Source organism: Thiocystis violacea (assembly GCF_016583575.1).
In the GTDB taxonomy this organism is placed as follows: domain Bacteria; phylum Pseudomonadota; class Gammaproteobacteria; order Chromatiales; family Chromatiaceae; genus Thiocystis; species Thiocystis violacea.
Map to the genome: position 1 here is coordinate 1 of NZ_NRRG01000018.1, position 17,225 is coordinate 17,225.

General features: G+C 58.0%; 18 protein-coding genes. 4 read left to right on the plus strand and 14 right to left on the minus strand.

What is annotated here, in order from left to right; all coding sequences use genetic code 11:
• Positions 1-177: 177 nt before the first annotated feature.
• Genes CKO27_RS10600 through traJ form a run of 7 tightly spaced genes read right to left on the minus strand, consistent with a single transcriptional unit; the run spans position 178 to position 9,344 of the window.
• A complete protein-coding gene (locus CKO27_RS10600) occupies positions 178-2,220 on the minus strand; it encodes a strawberry notch-like NTP hydrolase domain-containing protein (protein ID WP_200374865.1) in 2,043 nt (680 codons plus the stop codon).
• A 29-nt stretch (positions 2,221-2,249) separates the two neighbouring features.
• The gene (locus CKO27_RS10605; RefSeq protein ID WP_200374866.1) at positions 2,250-2,438 is read right to left on the minus strand and encodes a conjugal transfer protein TraD; all 189 of its coding nucleotides are present in this window, start codon (positions 2,436-2,438) and stop codon (positions 2,250-2,252) included.
• A complete protein-coding gene (locus tag CKO27_RS10610; RefSeq protein WP_200374867.1) occupies positions 2,435-4,573 on the minus strand; it encodes a DNA topoisomerase 3 in 2,139 nt (712 codons plus the stop codon). Before CKO27_RS10610 ends, CKO27_RS10605 begins: the two co-directional genes overlap by 4 nt.
• A 23-nt stretch (positions 4,574-4,596) precedes the next feature.
• Positions 4,597-5,127 (minus strand): conjugative transfer signal peptidase TraF, encoded by a 531-nt coding sequence (gene traF / locus CKO27_RS10615; protein ID WP_200374868.1) that lies wholly within the window; start codon positions 5,125-5,127, stop codon positions 4,597-4,599.
• Positions 5,124-7,028, minus strand: a complete 1,905-nt coding sequence (locus tag CKO27_RS10620; protein WP_200374869.1) for a type IV secretory system conjugative DNA transfer family protein — start codon at positions 7,026-7,028, stop codon at positions 5,124-5,126. Before CKO27_RS10620 ends, traF begins: the two co-directional genes overlap by 4 nt.
• Positions 7,029-7,056: 28 nt before the next feature.
• Positions 7,057-8,949, minus strand: coding sequence for a TraI/MobA(P) family conjugative relaxase (gene traI, locus CKO27_RS10625; RefSeq protein WP_476718499.1), 1,893 nt, complete (start codon positions 8,947-8,949; stop codon positions 7,057-7,059).
• The gene (gene traJ, locus CKO27_RS10630; RefSeq protein WP_200374871.1) at positions 8,946-9,344 is read right to left on the minus strand and encodes a conjugal transfer transcriptional regulator TraJ; all 399 of its coding nucleotides are present in this window, start codon (positions 9,342-9,344) and stop codon (positions 8,946-8,948) included. Before traJ ends, traI begins: the two co-directional genes overlap by 4 nt.
• A 338-nt stretch (positions 9,345-9,682) precedes the next feature.
• Between traJ and CKO27_RS10635 the strand changes: the two genes are divergently transcribed.
• Genes CKO27_RS10635 through CKO27_RS10645 form a run of 3 tightly spaced genes read left to right on the plus strand, consistent with a single transcriptional unit; the run spans position 9,683 to position 11,261 of the window.
• Positions 9,683-10,069, plus strand: a complete 387-nt coding sequence (locus CKO27_RS10635) for a TraK family protein (protein ID WP_200374872.1) — start codon at positions 9,683-9,685, stop codon at positions 10,067-10,069.
• The gene (locus tag CKO27_RS10640) at positions 10,070-10,816 is read left to right on the plus strand and encodes a nucleotide-binding protein (RefSeq protein ID WP_200374873.1); all 747 of its coding nucleotides are present in this window, start codon (positions 10,070-10,072) and stop codon (positions 10,814-10,816) included. It abuts the gene before it with no gap.
• Positions 10,817-10,820: 4 nt separating this feature from the next.
• Positions 10,821-11,261, plus strand: coding sequence for a conjugal transfer protein TraM (locus CKO27_RS10645; RefSeq protein WP_200374874.1), 441 nt, complete (start codon positions 10,821-10,823; stop codon positions 11,259-11,261).
• Here CKO27_RS10645 and CKO27_RS10650 read toward each other — a convergent pair.
• From CKO27_RS10650 to CKO27_RS10680, 7 genes are all read right to left on the minus strand, one after another.
• Positions 11,250-12,023 (minus strand): IncP plasmid survival protein KfrC family protein, encoded by a 774-nt coding sequence (locus CKO27_RS10650; RefSeq protein ID WP_200374875.1) that lies wholly within the window; start codon positions 12,021-12,023, stop codon positions 11,250-11,252. The genes CKO27_RS10645 and CKO27_RS10650 overlap by 12 nt on opposite strands.
• 37 nt (positions 12,024-12,060) lie before the next feature.
• Positions 12,061-12,423 (minus strand): KfrB domain-containing protein, encoded by a 363-nt coding sequence (locus tag CKO27_RS25265; protein WP_200374876.1) that lies wholly within the window; start codon positions 12,421-12,423, stop codon positions 12,061-12,063.
• 28 nt (positions 12,424-12,451) lie between these two features.
• A complete protein-coding gene (locus CKO27_RS10660) occupies positions 12,452-13,561 on the minus strand; it encodes a ParB/RepB/Spo0J family partition protein (protein WP_200374877.1) in 1,110 nt (369 codons plus the stop codon).
• Positions 13,554-14,291, minus strand: a complete 738-nt coding sequence (locus CKO27_RS10665; RefSeq protein ID WP_200374878.1) for a ParA family protein — start codon at positions 14,289-14,291, stop codon at positions 13,554-13,556. The genes CKO27_RS10660 and CKO27_RS10665 overlap by 8 nt, the downstream gene beginning before the upstream one ends.
• The gene (locus CKO27_RS10670) at positions 14,288-14,590 is read right to left on the minus strand and encodes a TrfB-related DNA-binding protein (RefSeq protein WP_200374879.1); all 303 of its coding nucleotides are present in this window, start codon (positions 14,588-14,590) and stop codon (positions 14,288-14,290) included. Before CKO27_RS10670 ends, CKO27_RS10665 begins: the two co-directional genes overlap by 4 nt.
• Positions 14,591-14,728: 138 nt before the next feature.
• Positions 14,729-15,070 (minus strand): KleE stable inheritance protein, encoded by a 342-nt coding sequence (kleE, locus tag CKO27_RS25270; protein WP_200374880.1) that lies wholly within the window; start codon positions 15,068-15,070, stop codon positions 14,729-14,731.
• Between the two features lie 402 nt (positions 15,071-15,472).
• Positions 15,473-16,579: a replication initiator protein A gene (locus CKO27_RS10680; protein ID WP_200374881.1), complete on the minus strand. Its 1,107-nt coding sequence runs from the start codon at positions 16,577-16,579 to the stop codon at positions 15,473-15,475.
• Positions 16,580-16,799: 220 nt separating this feature from the next.
• Here CKO27_RS10680 and CKO27_RS10685 point away from each other — a divergent pair, with 220 nt between their 5' ends.
• Positions 16,800-17,171 carry a helix-turn-helix domain-containing protein gene (locus CKO27_RS10685; protein WP_200374882.1) on the plus strand — a complete coding sequence of 124 codons (372 nt, stop codon included), beginning with the start codon at positions 16,800-16,802 and terminating at the stop codon, positions 17,169-17,171.
• The last annotated feature ends 54 nt before the right edge of the window (positions 17,172-17,225 follow it).

Below are 17,225 nucleotides of genomic sequence, written 5' to 3' on the forward strand. Positions count from 1 at the left end.
GAATGGCACTAAGATAAGCTAGCACCTATAAATATCAGCCACTTACGTGAAAGCCCGGATTTTGGCTACCGCCAAATCAGCGGATGCCCTCTGGAATTCCCTAGATTCCGCTGGGTTCCGTAGGGCTTCTGGCTCGCAGATGGCTATGCAAGTAGCTGTTTTGTAGAGGTTACGCGCTTAACTTAGTGCCATTCGGCTCTGGGGGCTTTTACCGCCCTCCCCCTCGCTGTCAGTCACCTGGCGTTTTTGTCCCCCGCGTAGCGTCGAGTAAGTCGTAAAGAGGATGCCACGCTGTCGCTGAATGTCTTGGGCGGGCGGGGTCTTACCTTGCCAAAAGACCATGTCGGAATCGCCGCCAACCCCGGAGTAGTCACGTCGAGCGTCCTCAATGAGCCCCTCGCTGCACGAGACCCAAACCGCTTTGTCGCGACCTTGCATTAAGTTGTCGAGGAGTATCCCCGAGATCTCACGACCCTTGCCGACGCCGGTCCCGTCTCCAATAAAGAAGCCCTTGCGCTGTCCGTTGGGGAGAACCTCTTGATGGGCCTGACCGGCGTAGAGAACCGCCTCCAGTTGCGCCAGTGAGAGCAGTCCGCGCTCCAGCGCTGGACGGGGAATATAGGGCTGATAGGCGGGTATCGGCGGCGCCACAGCACCCATTGCCGCACTTTGGACCAGCTTTCCAGGATGATCGTGGGCGCCGGCGATGAAGAGCCGTTGCGGCCGATAGGTGGTGAAAACGGACTCGGTGAACTCGGCGAGTTGAGCGTCATCGCCAAAGCCAGAAACGACGGAGATCGCTATGGGTTCAGCCTGGGTGAAAGGGCACTCAGGGAGGCTAAAATCTCCTCTAGGAGTTGCGCGGCTGCCTGGATCGGGTTGCTGTCCAGGTCGATCTCGAACGGCTCCCCGAGGTCTGTTTGCGTCAGTAGGTGCATCGTCTCCTGGGGATGCGCTTGGAGCTTCGCCAGCAACAACTCTGGCTCCTCGATCGTCCGCATCTCCAGCGCCGAGGACTCCAGGGCGTACCGAATCAGAGCCACGCTCGCCAGCTCGCTCGCCGGGCTCCACGCTAGATGACTCGCCTCCAAGATCTCTGCTGATCGCCGGTTGAGGCTGTGCAGGTTGAGGTTGCTGTGGGGGCTGGACGGGCTGGATTCGTGGGCGATCATGGCGAATAGACTCTAAAAGGGCGGGAAGATCGGCGACGGAGTCGACGTGACCTGTGAGGACGGGCGCGACGGTTGGGCCGGTCTTGTCGATGACGAGAATGGCGTTATCGAAGGTCGTGCCGTACTTGCGGTACTCAGCGCCCGAGATCGCGATGACGGCGCGCACGGTATAGCGGGTCTCGATCTCCCTCCACCAGCCTCTGAACGCGGGGCGATCGTAGCGCATCCCCTCGCCAACGATGGCGACAAGACGGCCTCGATCCGCGAGCCTTTCCAGGGCTTGCTCCAAGTGCCGGGCGCCGTTGCTCGTCTTGCGCTGACCCTGAACTCGGCCAGCCGTGGAACTGAATGGCGGGTTCATCACACATACCGTAGGAACGATGCCGCGCGGCAGGATGTTATGGATTTGCTCGGCGTTCTCTCGGTAGAGGGCTGCGTCTGGAAACAGAGCGGATAGAACCTCGTGGCGCCGCTCGGCCAGCTCGTTGAGAACAAGATCGGCGCCCGCGATCTGACCCCAGAACGCGAGATCGCCAGTACCGGCCGATGGTTCGAGCATCACATCGTCGGGGCCGACGCCCGCGACCCAATTCGCGACAAACGACAAAGCGGGCGGCGTGCTGAACTGCTGAAACTCGTCCTGCTCTTGGTCCCTCCGCGTCTGGGTGGGCAGTCGCTGCACGAGCGCTGTGAGGACGGACGCCTCTTCGGCGACCTGGGACGCAGTGAGGAGCGGCCAATCGGCGGATCTGGTGCGGCGAAGATGGAGACTGACAGCAACCTCCAAGGCGTCGTAGGCGTCTTTGCTGAGCCAGACTCCATCGGTCAGTGTCCCGCCGAACACATCCGTCGCCTCGGTGTTGAGGCGACGCGGACTGATGTCCTCACCGGCAGCGATCAGATCGGCGAGGCGCTGAGCGAGCGCGAAGCGCGGAGAGACGGCCGCCGCGATGAATGGTGGAATGGACGGGGCCGAATGAGCTGCGAACCAGTCGTCGAAGTTGAATGCCATTTGATCGGAATTGGGTCGGGCGGGTCGTCGTGCCATAGCCATCTCTCCGGATCGTCTGCACTGCGTCAGTCGAGGGCGCTATCCACGGCGTCCGCAAGCCCGACTGCGTCCTCCTCAAATGCGCCGGCCCTCTCTGCTTCGTCGGGGTCGAAGTCGATCGTCGTGCCCGGAAGCTCCGAGTCGGTCAGCTTATCGTTCAGGGCAGCGGCTGCCGCCTGGTCGTGGGACGGGGTCTCAGGGTCACGTGTGGTCATGGTGTCACCTGTGCGGCTTGGGTATGAGTGGCCGTCCTTGCTTCCGCGCTTGCGTAGTCGGGCTTTCCAGCGACTTCGCGGTAGGACTGGGTGCAACTTGGGTAGGCGCTACAGCTCCACCAGTAACCGGAGTGGGCGTGTAGCTTGGCGAGCCCCCTACCCCTCTTCTGCGAAGGCTTCTTGCTTTGCAGACGGCGCAGGCCTGCGCCGCATACATGGCACTTGAAGTCCTCGGAGACAGGCGCCCGCTCAAGGCGCTTGGCAGCCGCGACAACAACGGCGCCATCGTTCGCTTGCGCGACCTGCGCGCGGATGAAATCGGCTTGCTTGGCAAGAAAGGCGGGTAACGAGCCTTCCCCTTTCTCGATCGCGGAGAGAAAACGCTCGTTGATCGCAGTAAGAACCGGGCTCTTTACGACGGTGGGCAGTGCGTCAACGATGCCTCGACCAAGCGCAGAACTGACGATGGACTTGCCCTGCGTCACGAGGAGTTCGCGCCGCTTGAGTTCGGCGATGATGGCCGCTCGCGTCGCTGACGTGCCGATTCCGTCGCCCTCGCGGAGTATTTTGCGATGCTGCGGATCTTCGACATAGCGATGGATTTGCTCCATCGCTTGGATCAAGGTGCCCTCTGTGTAGGGGGCGGGCGGTCTGGTCTTTGCGGACTTGCGCTCCGCTTCAACGCATTGCACTGGATCTTGAGACTGCATGACGGGCAACGACTGCGCGGCATCGAGCGCCTCTTGAGATTTGTCTTGATCGTCGTACGCCTCGGCGAAGACCGCGCGCCAACCCGGCTCGGTCACCACGCAGCCACGGGAGAAAAACAGCTCGTCGTTGACGCAGACTTCGACAACGGTTTCGAGATAGCTGTGAGCGGGATAGAACTGCGCCAGGTAGCGGCGAACGATGAGATCGTAGGTATGGCGCTCAATGGGCGACAGCGCATTCGCGTTGCCGTGGTACTGCGTAGGGATAATGCCGTGGTGAGCGGAGATCTTGCGGTCGTCCCATGTCTTGGATTTGATCTGCGGGTCAGCGCCATCAATCAGTGGGCCGAAGTCCGGCAGCACGGCGCGCAACGCGACGAGCACTTGCGGTGCGTCGGCATGCTGACACTCCGGCAGATAGGCGCAATCGGTACGCGGGTAAGACGTCAGCTTGTGGGTCTCGTACAGCGCCTGGGCAGCGGCGAGAACTTGTTCGGCGGTGTAGCCCCAGCGCCGGGACGCCTCCACGGTGAGATCGGACAACGCAAAGGACAGCGGCTTCCGCTGCTGCTTGGGTTCGGTGCTATAGCTGCTCACGACCCCCGTTTGCCCGTTCACCTTGGTAACGATCGCGTCGGCAACCGCACCATCGACAAGACGACCCTCGCTGTCGAACCCCGCCTGATCGTCTTGCGGTTTCCAAGTCACGCGGAAACGACCGCCCGCATGGGCGGCGGTCGCGTGTAGGGTGAAGTACGGCACGGGCCGAAAGGCTTCGATCTGACGATCGCGATCAACGACAAGCGCGAGTGTCGGTGTTTGGACGCGCCCGACTGGCAAGAGCGCGTCGCAACCGCCACGACGCGCTCTCAGGGTGTAGGCGCGGCTGAGGTTCATCCCGATTAACCAGTCCGCACAGCTGCGTGCGGTAGCGGCGTCGGCAAATCCGCGATAACCCCCGTTGGGAGCAAGGGTACTAAGTCCGCGCTGGATCGAGGCAGGATCTTGCGCGGACACCCAGAACCTCGTCACAGGAAGCTGACAGCGAAACTGCTGGAGAACCTCGTCAACGAGGAGCTGTCCCTCGCGGTCAGGATCTCCAGCGTGGACGACAGCCGCCGCTTGAGTGAGCAGCCGTTTGATCACAGCCAACTGATCCTTGGAGTCGGCGCGGGGCTGGAATATCCAAGTCTTAGGGATGATAGGCAGGTCGTCGATGCGCCACACCTTCCGCCCGCTAGTGGTCCGGGGCACGTCATCATGCGTGTATTCATCAGGGCCGGCTTGCTCGAACATATGCCCGAAGCACCACGTGACAACGTTGTCACCCTGGCAGTTAATACAGCCATCCGCACGCGACACGACACCCAGCTCGGCTGCGATCGACTTGGCGACCGAGGGCTTTTCCGCGATCCACAAACGCATACGTCCCTCCACGTTTCTGTTGTTCAGAAGGTCCACACTGGCTGCAAGACCGACATAACTTGTGACCGGTCGCTGAGGCCAAAATAGCGAGCGTCGAAGGATGTGTCGCTCGAATCTGAGAGCAGCAAGAGCGCGGATTCAGGCAGGGAACGGACATGGAGCCGGAGCAGAGGCAGAGTGCGGCCGTCGAGGTCAGTAGACCGTTGGGCGCTGTGGGGAACTCTGACGCCATTAACCTGAATCCCCTCTGGCTGAATATCTACATCGTCACCTTTAGCGGCTAAAACACGCTTGATGAGGTAACCGTAGCCGCTCTGGCAGAATCCTGCACCGATATAACCTCGTAACTTCGCTATATCGAAAATTTTAGATCTTGGCGGGCAGAATGCCACATATTCGCCTTGAGTGATAGACGCGCATGACGTCCAGTACAGACCGAGGGGCGCACTGCGTGTGAGATTGACCCGAGCGCCCGCGAGGTAGATGGCAGAGGCGACGGCTAGGACAACAACAAAGGCCGCAGCAAAGCGTCGAGCGAGAGCCTCGCTCCTCACAACCGCACCTCGGTCTCTGGAGGGCTGAATGTGTCACTGCGGTCAGGGGCCGGTACAACAGCGCGAGCCGTGAACACACGATCCTGGAAGTACAGCGGCTGCCGGCCGTAGATCGCGGGATAGCCAGCGACATAGATGAGCATGTCGCCCGCTTCTGTGATTCTTCCTGCCCCGTCCTTGAGCGGTCCTTTCATCCGCATGATTTCGTCTGCGTTCATCAGGTTGCGCTGCACTTCCTGATAGGTGCGCGAAACTTGCGTAAGTACCGCAGACAGGCGTTTGCCGCTCGTGGTGATTTGCTCTTTGACGACAGTAGTCGGCCCCGTCAGCCGGGATAAATGGTCCGCTGTCTCGATGCGGTTCGGCTGAAAGGCGTTCTGGACGTGGCAATTGGACGTGATGGTCTCGTCGGGGCCGTACCCAGTCTCGCGACTGCGAAGCTGATTGAGATCCTGACATATCAGGTAGCACTTGATCCCATAGCCAGCCAGAAAGGCCAGCGACTCTTGCAGTATTTCGAGCTTTCCTAAACTCGGAAACTCATCGAAGAGGCACAGAAGTCTGTGTTTATAGGAGGCGACAGCCTGACCTTGATCGAACTCCAGACGACCGGCGAGAACACGGAGCGCCATGGAGAGCAGAACGCGAACAAGGGGACGAAGCCGCGTCTTGTCGGTCGGGGTCGTGACGATATAGAGGGACACGGGGTCGTCACGCTGCATCAGATCGCGGACGCGGAAATCCGACCGACTGACGGAGCGAGCCACGACAGGATCGCGATAGAGCGCCAGATAACTCTTGGCCGTGCTTAGGACGCTTCCTGCTTCCTCTTCCGGCCGATCCATCATATCCCGAGCGGCGGCGGCAACCAGGGGATGGGACTCGCCAGAGTCGAGGTGGGAATAGGTCGCCATCTCCATCCAAACCTCGGCCACACCGCGATCGGGGTCGGAGACAAGCGCGTCGACGGCGGGCAGGGTGGCAAGAGTGCCTTCACGTACCCGACGATAGAGTACGTGCAAGATCAATCCGCAGATCAAGGCCCAAGCGGTCTTTTGCCAGTGACTCTCCAGACCGCGACCATCGGGATCCACGATGAGCGACGCGAGATTTTGAGCGTCACCAACTTCATTTTCGCTGCCTATCCGCACTTCATCGAGCGGGTTCCAATGTACTGTGCCGTTCATTGATGCGGGCTCGAAGCGCAAGACCTTCTGCCCCGCGTACCGCTTACGCCAGCCTGCCGTGAGTGCATATAGCTCACCTTTCAGGTCGGTGATAAGGGCGCTCTCGGTCCAGGAAAGAAGCGTGGGCAGGACAAGGGAGACGCCCTTGCCGCTGCGTGTGGGCGCGTAGGTGAGAACGTGCTCAGGGCCATTGTGCCGTAGGTAATGAAGACGCCCGCGCCGATCGACCCAGCCACCAACGTAGACCCCTCCCGCAGGGGCGGGACGACCCAAGATGGGCGCGAGGAAACCGGGCGAAGGAAGGATGCCTGCGCGCCGGAGATCGTTATCGTCAGCCCAACGTGCGGAACCGTGGAGAGAGGAGTAGGGGATAGATGAGTGCGTTTGCAAGATAGTGGCAAGCGCCAAAAGCAATACGCCTACGGCGGCCACGGCTACGCCAACAGAACCAGATTGTAAAAATAGATCTGGGTACGCCTCGTGCCACCAGTATGCCCACTGGACGATAGCCCAAGGGACGTAAACGTGGTCGATAAGCGGGCCGAAGTTGAAGCTCGCGCCAAGGATCGCTTGATAACTGAGCCTTGCGGCGCACATCTGCGTGGCGACCTGCATACCCGCGAGGAGTGAGAGGGCGAAGAAGACAAGCCTTCCAGCGTACCGGCGCGGTGCGCCGATCCGGGGTTTTGTACCTGGGGTTGGTGTTGTATTCATCGGTCACTCCATTGCATTTCGAAAGGGATTAGCGTGAGCGCTTAGGGCTCTTCGGGGTCGCGGTGCGCGGATGGCGTTGGCGCTGAACAGCTCCGGTCGATGTAACGGTGATGGGCGCTCCGATGTGGAGTTTGTCGAATCGCTCCGCGTTCGCGGCCGTGACAGGGAGAATCAGGATCTCGTTACAGGGAGAGCGGAGTAGGGCTAAGGGGTGGCCATCGACACGACGGAACCCAGCCCATGTCAGCGCCTCACGACTCGCGACATACCTCTTGTGTTTCGGTATATCGACTCCTAGTGCGCGTTTCGATTCCCGCTCGGCCAGATAGCGCTCGGCGGCCAGATTGGCGTCGGTCAGAGCGTTGTCTCCGCCAGCGTCGTGCCGTCGCAAAGAATGAGCTGGTTCGGCTCTTTGGAACTCCAGACGATCAGGTACATCGCGCGGCAATAGCACTTCACTTCCTTGGGTGAAGCGAACCACAGGGACAGAGGACAGTGTTCGCAGACCGTCGCGGCGGTGGGGCGGCGGGAGGGATCCAAGGCGCCAAGGGTCAGGCTGCTGGCCGACCTGCCTGATTGATCGCCCTCCAAGGGCGACGGGTGCGCGATCGGTGCCTCGCTCAGAACTGTGAACGGCAGCTCTACGGGAACGGTCGGCAGAGGCTCGTTCGTTAGAGCCGCGAGGGCCTCGTCGATTGCGCTGAGATCCTGATTGTGGCTGTCTGTCATGAGTGGCTTTTGAGAAGGTTGAAGGGTCGCGTTCCTGAACCCAGTCGCTCCAAGTGGTGCGCCGGTGGGTAGTACGAACCTGGTGAATTTGCTCGCGGCATTGCAGGCGCGCTGCCGCGAGGTCGGATTTGAGCGCTCTGCGTGCTTGCGCGTAGAGCAACCGCTTGTTGGCGGCGCTATCCCCAAGCAACTGGATGGCCGCGCGTCGCAAGCGGCTCTTTCGGAGCGCTGCTGCGATCCCCTCATCTCGGGTCAGCCTCGCGGCGCGCACCCCGGAAAAGGAATCTGTCGCTGCCTTATCCATCTGTGCCTGATATTCCTGCCAGAGGGCCGCCCGGCTCTCTTGAAGCGGTGCCAGCGGGGGAGCCCGGCGATAGCGGAGTCCGCGACCAGCGACCGGATCGTCATCTTGTTCGACCACCAGCAAACGGGGGTCGAGTACGCCGAGCCGGCCCTCCAGGGCTGGCTTAGAAAGATCCCTAGCAACCGTGCTCGCCTTGACGCGCGGCCCCTCGTCTACCTCGAAAACAAGCCCGCTGCCGCGCAGACAGGGGCGCACCCCATGCGCTAAAAGGACGTCCCGAAACTGCTCCCACGAGGATGCTGCGCGCAAGTCTGACAAGCAGACATCTCGTACCCAAGTGGCGAGCGACTCAAGCCCCGAGTGTCGATCGATGTCCGCGACGCGCGCCGAGGACACCGAGCGCTGCGCCTGATGATTGGTGACCTGTAACCCGTACTCCCGCTCTAACTGCGAGCACACAAGCCCAAGCGTGCGGTAATCGCGTCGTGGCTGGTGAATAGTCCGCCGATGGGGGTGGATCTTGTTGATCGCGACATGGACGTGAAGGTGGTCGGTGTCACCGTGCACGACGCTGATGCGTTGATGCTCTCCATAGCCCAACGCGACACAAAGGCGTTGTTCTATCTGGCGGACGACATCAGGGGTGGGACGCTCGCCGGGAGGGAAGGAGATGACGAGGTGATAGGTCTTGTCGCTCTTGGCGCGAGTGTTCTCGGCTTGCGTGGCGATCATCTCTTTCACAACGCCTGTGACGGTTGTCGCGACACAGTTTGTCGCGGTAATGGCCCCGACGCGGTTGGATGTGTCTTGCTCATCAGTGAGGTACCTGACCAGCTCGTCCATGCGCGATTTCCGGAGGTTGCTTATAGGGACATGCTTGGCGATCACGGTTCGCTGGTCTCGGAGGACGATTTAGCGGCTAAAACCTGGGAGTCGACCGCAGTCGGCCGCAGAAGGGGGAGGGCGTCGATCGCGTCGTCGAGCTTGGCGCGCGTGCGATCGATGCGATCCAACAGCTCGTCAAGGTCGCGCGTCGTGAAGTGCTGAACACGCCTGTCGTCGACAAGCCACATCTTCAACAACCCGCCAAGACGACCGAGATCGCCATTGATTGCCAGCAGCTCGCGGACTCGGCCAGCGTCGATGACGCTAGGGGGCTGGTAGCTCATGCCCACTGTACGCAAATAGGCGGCGACGCTGCCCCCCGCACAGGCCGCGCGCCTCTCGATGTCGCTTTTCTCCTCCGGGAAAACAGGGACACGGATGTGTTGGATCCGCCTCATTCTGGCTCCTTTCCTTTGGGCCGGCGGTAGCCGGACTGCCTCGCAGAGCAAGATAGCCGTTGAGCGCTCCGCGCGAATAAGGGATGCGAAGTTAGCGGATCGGCTCTGCCGATTAGCTAACTTCGCCTATCTTGCCCTGCATGGGAGCGAGATTTTCTGAACAACAGTATGCGATAAAACGGGATTTATTGCGATAAACTACTATTTTATATTCTTTGCTGCTACGATATAAGGGAATCACAAGAATTCGCGTGGAATCGTATGGAATATCAAGAAATCGCAGAAAATCGCGAAGAATCGCAGCCACACGCAAGAAACCAACAAGGGATTTGGTAAAGATGGCGAAACAGGTCAGTCCAGAAGCCTATCGTCGCCGACTGGCGGCGCGAGTCGAAGATCGCGCGCAACAACATAGCGAGACGGCTCGACACCTCTCGGTGTTTCTCGCCCTGAAACCGGCCATCGCGGGCGCCCTAGCGTCCGGCTTTCGGCAACGCACGATCTGGGCAGACCTGACCGAGAGTAGACAGATCGACTGCACGTATCAGACGTTTAACCGCCATGTTCGGCAGCACATCAAAACAGCACAGCAAGTGGCCAAAAGCACGCCGACTTCAAAAGAGGAGCACAACAAGAAGGAATGGCAGGGTAAAGCGGTGGAACGGAGAGACCCGCTCAGTGGATTCCAGGTACAACCGATCGCGAGAAGAGAGGATCTAGTCTAAATGGCAACCGTACATCTAGTGCTTCAGGGCAAAGGCGGAGTCGGAAAAACGATGCTCGCGACGGTGCTAGCACAGTACCTGCGGGAGCGAGGGCGAAGTCTGCTTTGCGTCGATACCGATCCTATCAATGCAACCTTTTTCGGCTTCGGGGCGCTTGAAGTCCAGCGTCTGGAGATCATGGAGGGCGACGAGATTAACTCGCGGAACTTCGATGCGTGGGTGGATCTGGTTGCGACGACGGAGAGCGAGCACGTCATCACGGACAACGGAGCCAGTTCGTTCGTGCCGCTCGCTTACTATCTCGTCTCTAACGAGATTCCGGGGTTGCTCGCAAGCATGGGGCATACGGTGACGGTGCATACCGTCATCACGGCGGGGCAGGCTCTGCTCGACACCTTGACCGGCTTCGATGCGCTGGCACGACAACTACCGACGGAATGCCGCTTCGTTGTCTGGCTAAATCCGTTCTGGGGAGAGGTGACTCTGGACGGTAAGACGTTTGAAGAGATGGCCGTTTATAAGGCACACAAGAAGCGGGTGTCGGCAATCGTGAGAATTCCGAGACTGAAAGAGGAGCTACACGGTCACGACTTCCGAAAACTGCTGGAATCCCGACTGACGTTCGCCGAAGCGCTCGCCGCGCCGGAAATTGGCATCATGGTTCGCCAACGGTTGCAGCAGATAAGACGAGGGATCTTCGACCGACTCGATGAGGCGGCTATTCTCGATCTGGAAGCAGCGGCGTAGTTGCATGGCAGGCCCAGACGAGTCGCTAGAGCTAGAGGAACTCATCGCGACGATTGCGAAGCATCATGGCGTGGCGGTCGGGAAAGACGACCCGATCTTGATCGTCCACACCATGATCAGGCATTTGCTGAACGATAGCGCAAGGGCGCAAGGGGAGGCTCTACAAGGGTTTCAGGCCGAACTAGAGGCAGCCTCTGCTCGATGGGGCGAGGGACAAAAGACTGTCGCGGAACGCACGTTAACGGCGGCGGTAACGGCCAGCACGGGCAAGGTCCATGAGATTTCCGAAAACGCGGGCCTAGCGATCAGAAGAGAGGTGCAGGGCGCATTGAGGCAACAACAGTCCCTGCTTGTTCAGGTTCGCCGAACAGCATGGATGAGTCTCACGGCATCCGTCATAGCGCTGACGGCTGTCAGCGCACTGACGCTTGGTTTATTGCTCTAGTGAGAGCCGCTGAGACGCCGACAAGGAGACGCGGTGTCCTTGTGGCCGGGAACTCTCAGAGCGGACTAATTCCAGTCGCTGCCGCCGCGCAGTCTGCTGCTGCTCGTCCCATTGTCCTGCAAGGTCGTTCTGGTGCCACCGCAATTTTCGCACCGCCAACTCTTCTAGCCGGGGAGAATGAAGCCCTGTAGCTTCTCTGAGAGACACAACGCGATCTAAGCGCCGCGAGAGATCTGCAACACGACGCTTGCACTGCGCCTGAGTCTTCTCCCAAGAGCGGTGCTTACCACGAGAGTACAGGAGCCAAGGCTTCTGCAAGCCATTCAGTTCGCGCTGTGATGCTTCTTTTTGCCGTCGTAACTGATCTTCAAGCCGGTCGACCTGCTCATGCTTACCTTGCAGATAAACCGCTAGCGCTTGGGAATACAGAGTGTCGATGGGCGGATTGTCGAGTAGCGCCTGCTGTTGTGCCGCGAGATTTGCTACCTCCAGAGACGTCCCGTCGCCCAGGCCTAACGATGGCAGAAGAGGAGCCTCCTGCTTTTTGGCGTGAGGGGATAAGCCGTCGTGGCGTCGTTCGCTGTCATCAGTACGCAGCCACTGTCCACGCCCTTCAGACGGCAGAGGAGTCGGCTTGTCTGCATTAACCGCACGCGGCATATCAGTGGAAACGGCTGCCGAAACGCTTGCTTGAGGGGTCTTGGAGAGGCGAGGCTCACTGCTCAAATCGCGTCTCCATCGGTGCAGAATTTTGTCGAACACGATGCTTCCTCTCCTGTTTTAGCAGCTAAAAAGCGGGCTAACGAGAGCGAGATCGGGACAATTTAACAATATCATCGCTTACGGTAGCTACCCCTTTGGCATCGTATGAAACGGTCTTGAGAGTGCCTATGGGCGGTGGACGAAGGCCCGCGAAAGCCTGGAGATCATGTACGACCACGTTCCTGCCTACCTGTTGATACAGTTTGTCACCCTCCGCATGAAGGATGGCACCTTCGTAGCGCTGCCCCGGTGCAGGGCGGTTTGCCGACCAGAGATTGTAGAACCCTGCTTGAATGTCGCCCGCTTTGTGAACAGAGAGATTGGTCCAGGCGGTGCCGACTTGGCGTTGTAAAACGCGCTGGCCATTCATTACTAAAAGTCGTGTATTCTGGTCGGACATTGTCCCGATCTGCTCCTAAAAACGATCTTCACGCTTCCCTGACCTCGCGCAACTGTATGTCACAGATTGCGCATTCTTCCTCTTTTTTGTCCTCGAACGAAAGCCATACAAACCCTTGATTTGTTGGCGCTTTACCAAGATTTAGAGTAGCTAATCGTTCGCCGTAGGTGACAAACACGCTGAGCCTTGCGACCTTCGCTGTCCGCCCGATTTTCGGCTGGTTTGGGTCGCGAGTTTTACTAGGCTCCGTAGGATTATTGCTTGTCTTAGGGTATGGCGATGAGACATCAGGTACCTCGTTAGCCTGTTCATCACCACCAAATCGAGCCTCCCTGTCAAACTCTGAGCCACTTTCTTCATAAGATGCCTGCTCGTCCACGTCCTCCGTTACAGGCTGTTCACTCCGCTCTTCACGCCGATCTTTGCGGTCATCGATAAACTCTCGAAGGAGTTTGACGGAGCGCCGTGAAAGGTCTTGATCAGGATCATTGATCCATTCCTGCACAGCAGCAGTGTCTTTGCGATACGCCTTGGCCAGTTCCGTGATAAGCGTCACATCCTGGCAGCGCCCTGATTCAAAGAGATCATCCAGTGGTTCCGGGAGACTTAGGAGCGAGAGGTGCTGCGAGATATACGCCTCCGAGACGCGCGGACGTGCTGGTTTGCCAGGCTCTTCTTGCCGCATCCCGAACTGCTCTGCAAGCTGTCGCTGTGTCCAACCGTTCTCCTTCAGCAGGCGCTGAAAGGCGCGAGCCTTATCTTTTGCTGGCGTGTCTGCGCGGTCTTTGTTGACGACAATTTGGTCAATGACGCTGAGCGGTTCGATCACGACGGCCGGGATGGTGGTCTTACCCGCCATCCGCGATCCCCTATAGCGCCTGGCACCATCGTCGAGCATGTACCTTCCTGGGACGTCGGTGCGGGGATGCACCAAAATTGGCACTTTGACGCCTCCAGATCTAATAGAAGCTGCCAGATCATCCATGTCCTCAAAGGTAACCCTGGGCTGATCTGGATTCTCGTCAATGAGATCGAGCGACAGATCGACAGGTTCACCAGCGATTCCGGCGGGGGGCGAGACCAAACTAGACAGTCCTCTTAGCCCGGCGAGTTTCTCTAGTCCCAAGCTACTACTCATGGTTAATCCCCATTCTGTCTGCGACCCATGCGGCTACCGCTCTAAATTCTTTCGCAGCTTCTTTCGCTGCCGTCTTCTGGATACGCCACACAGGCACTCCGAGAGCTAGTCCCTCCGCGACGCTACCGCGTCGACCGATAGCGGGACTGACAAGGTCCGGATAAGCCTCCAGTAGTTCCTCTAGATGGCGGCGCTGACGAGGGTCTCGCCGATCGACGAGGCTAGGTACTAACCCGAGGAACTGGAGTCGTGGGTTTACGGTTCTGACGTTCTGGATGGTTGTCACCATCCTTTCGAGTCCCTGTAGCGAGTAATACTCGAGGCAGAGCGGGCAGAGTACGTAATCCGCTGTCATGAGCGCCGACGCGAGCCCGACTCCGAGAGACGGAGCGGTATCAATGAGGCACAACTCAAACCCAGCGAGCTTTCGAAGGTTACGATCCAGGCATGGAGCGAGGTCGGCTAGGGATCGAGTATCAAGGTCTGCAAGGCATGCATCGGATTCGATCAATGCTGGCTGCTGTACGGTAAAGGAGGGACCGTCGCTAAACATGGCACTACTGGTAACTCCGGACTTCCAGGAGCTTAACGTGTGCGAGGCATTTCCTTGAACATCGAGATCTAGGCATACAGTGGATATGCCAGACTCATGGAAGTGAAAGGACAGATTGACGGCAAGCGCGGTCTTTCCGACCCCACCTTTCTGATTTGCGATCACCAGTCGTCTCATTGTCCTTTTCTCGACCTGTCCCACTTCCTTACCAGAAATGCCTGGTGGGGCGGCAAGACTGCCGTTACCTGTTGTAATCCCTCCTCTGTTATCTGGGCGGTTTCTTCGTGCACCTTCCACACTTTCTGCACGCATTGCCAAACGGCGCCCTTCGTGATGCCGTACTTTTGTGCAACCTCTGTTTGTTGGCAACCGTCGACGAGTACGGACTGGGCGATCTGACGACTTCGGGTTCCCATCTTCGGCAAGCGGGCGATTGCCCGTTCGAAGTCTGGTCTCGATAACAGTTTCTTGGACATGATCCATTCCCGAGCCTCCACACGTGGTTGATCCATGCGGCTATCGCCGTAGATCAAAGTATAGCTATACCACGTAAGGAGTTCAATATATCCGACCCTAACGCAAACTTAGGGGTCAGTATGATGCCGGATTCCAGGTCAAGACCGAGGAGGCCGGTAGATCGTTGCGAACCAAGTTAACGCGATGCCGGCCGTCAAGTGGCCGAGGAAAATCCATCCATCGTAATGATCTGGGTTGTCCCAGTGGTATATAGCCAGAGCTAGATGGAACATCACGTCACCAGAGACGATCCATTGTGCTAAGGGCCAAACTAGCTTTACCGACATCCAGAGCGCGACGCTGAAGGCACTAGCGAGGTGCCGGATCGTGTTAGAGGAACTCTTGTCCTTAAGGGATTGATTGACTTCGTGAACGGGGGAGGAGGGGTCTCGCGTAGCAGAAAATATTTTGATGACGTTATCAGGCATTCTGTTTGGCATGGATTAGCCTCTTGTTCCGTTTGTAGAATGCTTCTGAACTTTTCCTGTTGTCCAATAACTTTAGTCCACGAATCGTACCTGGAAACTCAATTTTCTAGTTTATCCACAGGCCTGGTGGACACTAATCGGTTTTTTAAGGTTTTAATATGTTTTAAGAGTTTTAGGTGGAAAAAAACAGTTTTTTTAATTGTAAATCATATTGTTACGCGATCTATTGATTCCTAATGTACGGTCTTGCGTTCCTAAAGTACGGTCCAGCGTTCCTAATGTACGGTCTTGCGTTCCTAAAGTACGGTCCAGCGTTCCTAATGTACGGTTTATCCACAGGGTAAGGCTGGGCGAGGCTCTAAAAACCGACTGGGACCTTATGTCTTAGCTGGTTGGACCATCGGTGGCCGTACATTAGGAATCGCCGCTTGTTCCCGCTGCTGCCGAGTCGCCCTCGACGCTAGAACTTGGCTCATCCGGCATCGCATCCTGGTGGCGCATCACTAGCAGCGGCCCGACTTGACCTGCTTCCTCGGAAAGCACGTATTCGGGCAAGGCGCCGGAATCGATCAGTTTGCGCAGGGTGAAGGCGAACTTGCTGAATGTGCCGGTGCTGCCGCTCCGTTCAAAAATGGTCTTGAAAGACCACTTTGCTTGTCCCTTGCCAGCGGCTCGCCGCGCTAATCGATAGACGAAGCGGCCGATGCCGGGGTCGATCAGGAAGTAGTCAGGGTGGACAGTTAGCACATCCGGGCTTTTGCCCTCTGTAATCTCGCGATACATCCAATCCGCCAGCTCGATCTCGATGTATTCTGGCTTGCCGCTGTCGCTCTTGACGACCCTGTAGCGACTAATCAATGCCTCCCCCTCCGATACCATTACTGTTTGGCCGTTACCGGTCCTCCTAGTTCGCTGCACGGCTACGTGGGTGGTGTTGAGCCGGATGCAGGTTTCCACTAGGTCGCTTTTCTGCTTGCCACCGTCAGATCGCCGACAGAACTTCAACACGTCGGCGACGTGTGGTCGGAAAACGCGGCCAGGCTTCTCGCCTTTCCCGTCCCGGTAGCGATTCGTCGCTTCAGTGAGGTGTGACACGGCCATCAGCACTAGGTCGTAATCCCACACCGAGGCCATGCCCGCTGCACCGGCCGAAACGATGACATGCCCATCAGGCAAGGCGTAGTGAATGACGTCGCCCGCCCGTCTGTCTTTCTTCGATAGCCGGAAGACAGCGACGTCCATGATGCCACGGCTATCCTTGGTACCTATGTCATAGAGCGTAGGCACAAAAAAATCGAGTTGGGTATCGCTCGGAGGCAGCTTGCGCACGCTCAGTGGAGGGGGTGGTGCCTGCTGCGCCTTGCTCAACCTTGCCGCTGCTTCGTCCCAGGACTCGCCCGGATGGGCTTGTTTCTCGATTTGACGACGCTGGCTTTGTTCTCGTATCCCCTCAATTCGGACCAAAAGGTCGTCAGTTAGCAAGCTGCCGATCTGCTGTGGGCCATTGTTGCGCTTAGTCATGTGTTCCCTACTTGCTGAATAGGTGCGATAGAGATGAAGCCCGTACCTCTAGCTCTAAATCTTCGTTGTATAGCATCTCCCCGCCGATATTTTTAAGCCTGTGGGATATTATCGCGCAGCGCTCTGGTGCGATCTTCACAACAACACAAAGTATAGCTAGTCTCAGGCAGTCGCAACGGGTTTTAGCGGCTAAAACACTAACAGATTAAATGGGCTGCTCGTGTACAACACAATCCTCTTTACAAACGTCCTGCGGTTACTCGACGAATTGAGGATGACAAAACAAGAACTCGCTGACATATCCGGAGTGTCCCTGAGCTATATCAGCGATCTCACAACCGGACAAGCGAACCCTTCTCTTAAGGTGCTTGAAGCGATCGCGGAAGCGCTAGACGTCCCTTTGCCACTTCTTCTTGAGAAGTCAGACTGGGAGCCGGAAATGCTCCAAGCTCTCCAGAGCAAGCGCCACCCGAAGGCGAGCCTCCCGCCTGGATTCGAGCGCGTAACGGCGATACTTCCTGCGCATCAGGCTTTCCTGGTCAGAAAGTGGCATGAGCAAACATTGGAAAAAATTAGGAAATCTCACCAATAGCATTCGCCTCCATATTTAGCCGCTAAACCGGATTCGCTTCAAGCTAAATAACTG

Excerpts from the sequence above, each read along its gene's own strand:
- CKO27_RS10600 (WP_200374865.1), bottom strand. The coding sequence starts at position 2,220 with ATGGCACGACGACCCGCCCGACCCAATTCCGATCAAATGGCATTCAAC.
- CKO27_RS10605 (WP_200374866.1), bottom strand. The coding sequence starts at position 2,438 with ATGACCACACGTGACCCTGAGACCCCGTCCCACGACCAGGCGGCAGCC.
- CKO27_RS10610 (WP_200374867.1), bottom strand. The coding sequence starts at position 4,573 with ATGCGTTTGTGGATCGCGGAAAAGCCCTCGGTCGCCAAGTCGATCGCA.
- CKO27_RS10620 (WP_200374869.1), bottom strand. The coding sequence starts at position 7,028 with ATGAATACAACACCAACCCCAGGTACAAAACCCCGGATCGGCGCACCG.
- traJ (WP_200374871.1), bottom strand. The coding sequence starts at position 9,344 with ATGAGGCGGATCCAACACATCCGTGTCCCTGTTTTCCCGGAGGAGAAA.
- CKO27_RS10635 (WP_200374872.1), top strand. The coding sequence starts at position 9,683 with ATGGCGAAACAGGTCAGTCCAGAAGCCTATCGTCGCCGACTGGCGGCG.
- CKO27_RS10640 (WP_200374873.1), top strand. The coding sequence starts at position 10,070 with ATGGCAACCGTACATCTAGTGCTTCAGGGCAAAGGCGGAGTCGGAAAA.
- CKO27_RS10645 (WP_200374874.1), top strand. The coding sequence starts at position 10,821 with ATGGCAGGCCCAGACGAGTCGCTAGAGCTAGAGGAACTCATCGCGACG.
- CKO27_RS25265 (WP_200374876.1), bottom strand. The coding sequence starts at position 12,423 with ATGTCCGACCAGAATACACGACTTTTAGTAATGAATGGCCAGCGCGTT.
- CKO27_RS10660 (WP_200374877.1), bottom strand. The coding sequence starts at position 13,561 with ATGAGTAGTAGCTTGGGACTAGAGAAACTCGCCGGGCTAAGAGGACTG.
- CKO27_RS10665 (WP_200374878.1), bottom strand. The coding sequence starts at position 14,291 with ATGAGACGACTGGTGATCGCAAATCAGAAAGGTGGGGTCGGAAAGACC.
- CKO27_RS10670 (WP_200374879.1), bottom strand. The coding sequence starts at position 14,590 with ATGTCCAAGAAACTGTTATCGAGACCAGACTTCGAACGGGCAATCGCC.
- kleE (WP_200374880.1), bottom strand. The coding sequence starts at position 15,070 with ATGCCAAACAGAATGCCTGATAACGTCATCAAAATATTTTCTGCTACG.
- CKO27_RS10680 (WP_200374881.1), bottom strand. The coding sequence starts at position 16,579 with ATGACTAAGCGCAACAATGGCCCACAGCAGATCGGCAGCTTGCTAACT.